Origin of the sequence: Azoarcus taiwanensis (assembly GCF_012910885.1) — a bacterium.
Taxonomy (GTDB): Bacteria; Pseudomonadota; Gammaproteobacteria; order Burkholderiales; family Rhodocyclaceae; genus Azoarcus_F; species Azoarcus_F taiwanensis.
The window spans coordinates 1-2,506 of record NZ_WTVM01000234.1 but is presented as its reverse complement, the minus strand read 5'-3'; the positions used below and the strand labels follow the sequence as shown (position 1 = coordinate 2,506).

Sequence of the window (2,506 nt, the reverse complement as noted above, 5' to 3'; positions counted from 1 at the left end):
GGGCTATCGCCTGCTCGGCGAGCACACAGCCTCATCCGGCTATGGGCTGACCTTCGTCGAAACTGCGGACTCGCGCGTGGCGCGATGGTCTATCCGCGCAGCGCAGGGGAGTCAGCATCTGTATTACTCCGCAAGCTTTCTGGTTGCCCCCGGGGAGCCTCGCGCGGAGATTCCGCCGCCCCCGCTGCGTCAGGATCGCCTGTGGCAGTCGCCCTTCGATACCGCGGCCGAGGCCGTGCTCACTCGTGCCTATCAACGTTCCGCCGACCCCTACACACTGGCAAGTGAGCTGATCCGCGAACTGACCGGCCCCACCCAGGGCGAGAACGCGCGATTGCTATTGACTCAGTACGACCTCACTGAACTCCTGGTGCGAATGCTCAACCAGGCCGGGGTCCCGGCGCGCCAGATCAGCGGTCTGATGCTCGAGGACGGGCGGCGTCGCCAGAACCTGACGACATGGTTGCAGGTGTACAAGGGTGACGAATGGGCGATTTTCGACCCCGCCAGCGGACGTCAGGGCAAGCCCGAGCGCTTGTTGTTGTGGCATGCGGGCGATGCACCGGTGCTGCAGGTCGAGGGCGGACGTCGGTCGACCGTGAGCTTTGCGATGATCCGGCAGTTGCAGTCCGCGAGCGAGAGTATCGCCCAGCGGCCGGCAGACGCATCCCTGCTCGGGCTTTCAATCCACAGTCTGCCGCTGGAAGAGCAATCTCTGTTTCGCACGATTCTGCTGATCCCGATCGGTGCGCTGATTGTGGTCATGTTGCGGATTCTGGTGGGGATCAAGACCTCGGGTACCTTCATGCCGGTACTGATCGCGCTGGCTTTCATCCAGACAACCTTGCTGACCGGCCTGATCGGCTTCCTGCTCGTGGTCATGACCGGGCTCGTGATCCGAAACTACCTGTCGCATCTCAACCTGTTGCTGGTTGCGCGAGTGTCGGCGGTGATCATTACCGTGATCGCCATCATTTCGGTGTTCTCGGTCGTGTCCTATCGGTTCGGGCTCAATGCCGGCCTGACGATTACCTTCTTCCCGATGATCATCCTGTCGTGGACCATTGAGCGGATGTCGATTCTGTGGGAAGAGGAGGGGCCGCGCGAGGTGTTGATACAGGGTGGTGGCAGTCTGCTGACCGCGGTGATCGCCTATCTGGCGATGACCAACCCTTGGATACGCCACATCACCTTCAACTTCCTCGGGGTGCAGTTCATCCTGATGGCGTTGATCCTGCTGCTCGGCAACTACACGGGTTATCGACTGCTCGAATTGCGCCGTTTCAAACCCATGGTGCGAAGGTAAGCCGAATGTGGGCCAGGCCTTCCGAGCTGCGTTCGCGCCACGTGATTGGCATGAATCGCCGAAACATCCACTTCATTGCCCGATATAACAGGCGCAGCCTGTTCCCGTTGGTGGACGACAAGCTCAAGACCAAGCTCTTGGCGCATGAGCACGGCGTCACCAGCCCGGAACTGATCGGCACCATCACCTCGCAATTCGAGGTTCGACGTGTCGCGGGGCTGGTTCGCGAACATGCCGGTTTTGTCATCAAACCGGCCAAGGGTAGCGGCGGAAAGGGCATCCTCGTGATCGAGGACCACGCCCAGGGTATCTACCGAAAGCCGAGCGGTGCGACGCTGAGCATCGAGGATCTGGAACGGGATGTGTCGAATATCCTGTCCGGGCTGTATTCGCTGGCGGGTTCGCCAGACGTGGCAATGATCGAGTCGCTCATCCGATTCGACGACAGGTTTGCCGACTACACTTACGAAGGCGTGCCCGATATTCGGGTGATCGTGTTCAGGGGCTATCCGGTGATGGCGATGATCCGGCTGTCGACCGCGGCGTCGGACGGAAAAGCCAATCTGCATCAGGGCGCGGTCGGTGTCGGGCTCGACATTGGGACCGGGCGCGCACTTTTTGCGGTGCAGTTCGACCGACCGGTCGAGGTGCATCCGGATACCGGCCGGAAGCTCGACAAACTGGAGATTCCGGACTGGCACGGCTTGCTCAGGCTAGCTGCCGCATGTTACGAGATGACCGGTCTCGGTTACATTGGTGCCGATCTGGTCATCGACAAGAATCACGGTCCGATGCTCCTCGAGCTCAATGCACGTCCAGGGCTCGCGATCCAGATGGCGAATGGAGAGGGGCTTGGGGGGAGACTCGAGCTGGTCGAAAGTCAGCCCGAAGGCGTGGATGTGGATGCGCGAGTCGCGTTTTCGGTGGCGCATTTCGGGCGCTTGTAAGCAGTGTTGAGTGCGTGCGTTGTCCGAAAGACCGGGAGATCCCCAATTGAACCCAGCAAGTGATCGTGCCGAAGCAGGACGAGGTGTCGCCTACGGGCTCGCAGCTTATGGTATCTGGGGCTGCTTTCCACTGTTCTTCTCGCTGTTCGAAGGCATCCCCTCGTGGGAAGTCCTCATTCACCGCATCATCTGGTGCTGCGTGTTTCTCGTGTTGCTGGTTAGCCTGCTCGGACGCTGGCAACCGGTGGTTGAC

2 protein-coding genes and 1 pseudogene are annotated in these 2,506 nt (G+C 60.7%); all 3 read left to right on the top strand.

The features are described 5' to 3' along the window. The coding region (locus GPA21_RS19845; RefSeq protein WP_168989795.1) for a UUP1 family membrane protein at window positions 1-1,306 on the top strand (1,306 nt) is incomplete at its 5' end. Between the two features lie 5 nt (window positions 1,307-1,311). Beyond that, on the top strand, window positions 1,312-2,253 hold the full coding sequence (locus tag GPA21_RS19840) for an alpha-L-glutamate ligase-like protein (RefSeq protein ID WP_168989794.1): 942 nt from the start codon (window positions 1,312-1,314) through the stop codon (window positions 2,251-2,253). Between the two features lie 46 nt (window positions 2,254-2,299). Next, window positions 2,300-2,506, top strand: a pseudogene (locus GPA21_RS19835) (hypothetical protein); the annotation flags it as partial.

Coding starts and splice junctions, on each gene's coding strand:
- GPA21_RS19840 (WP_168989794.1), top strand. CDS start 1,312: ATGTGGGCCAGGCCTTCCGAGCTGCGTTCGCGCCACGTGATTGGCATG.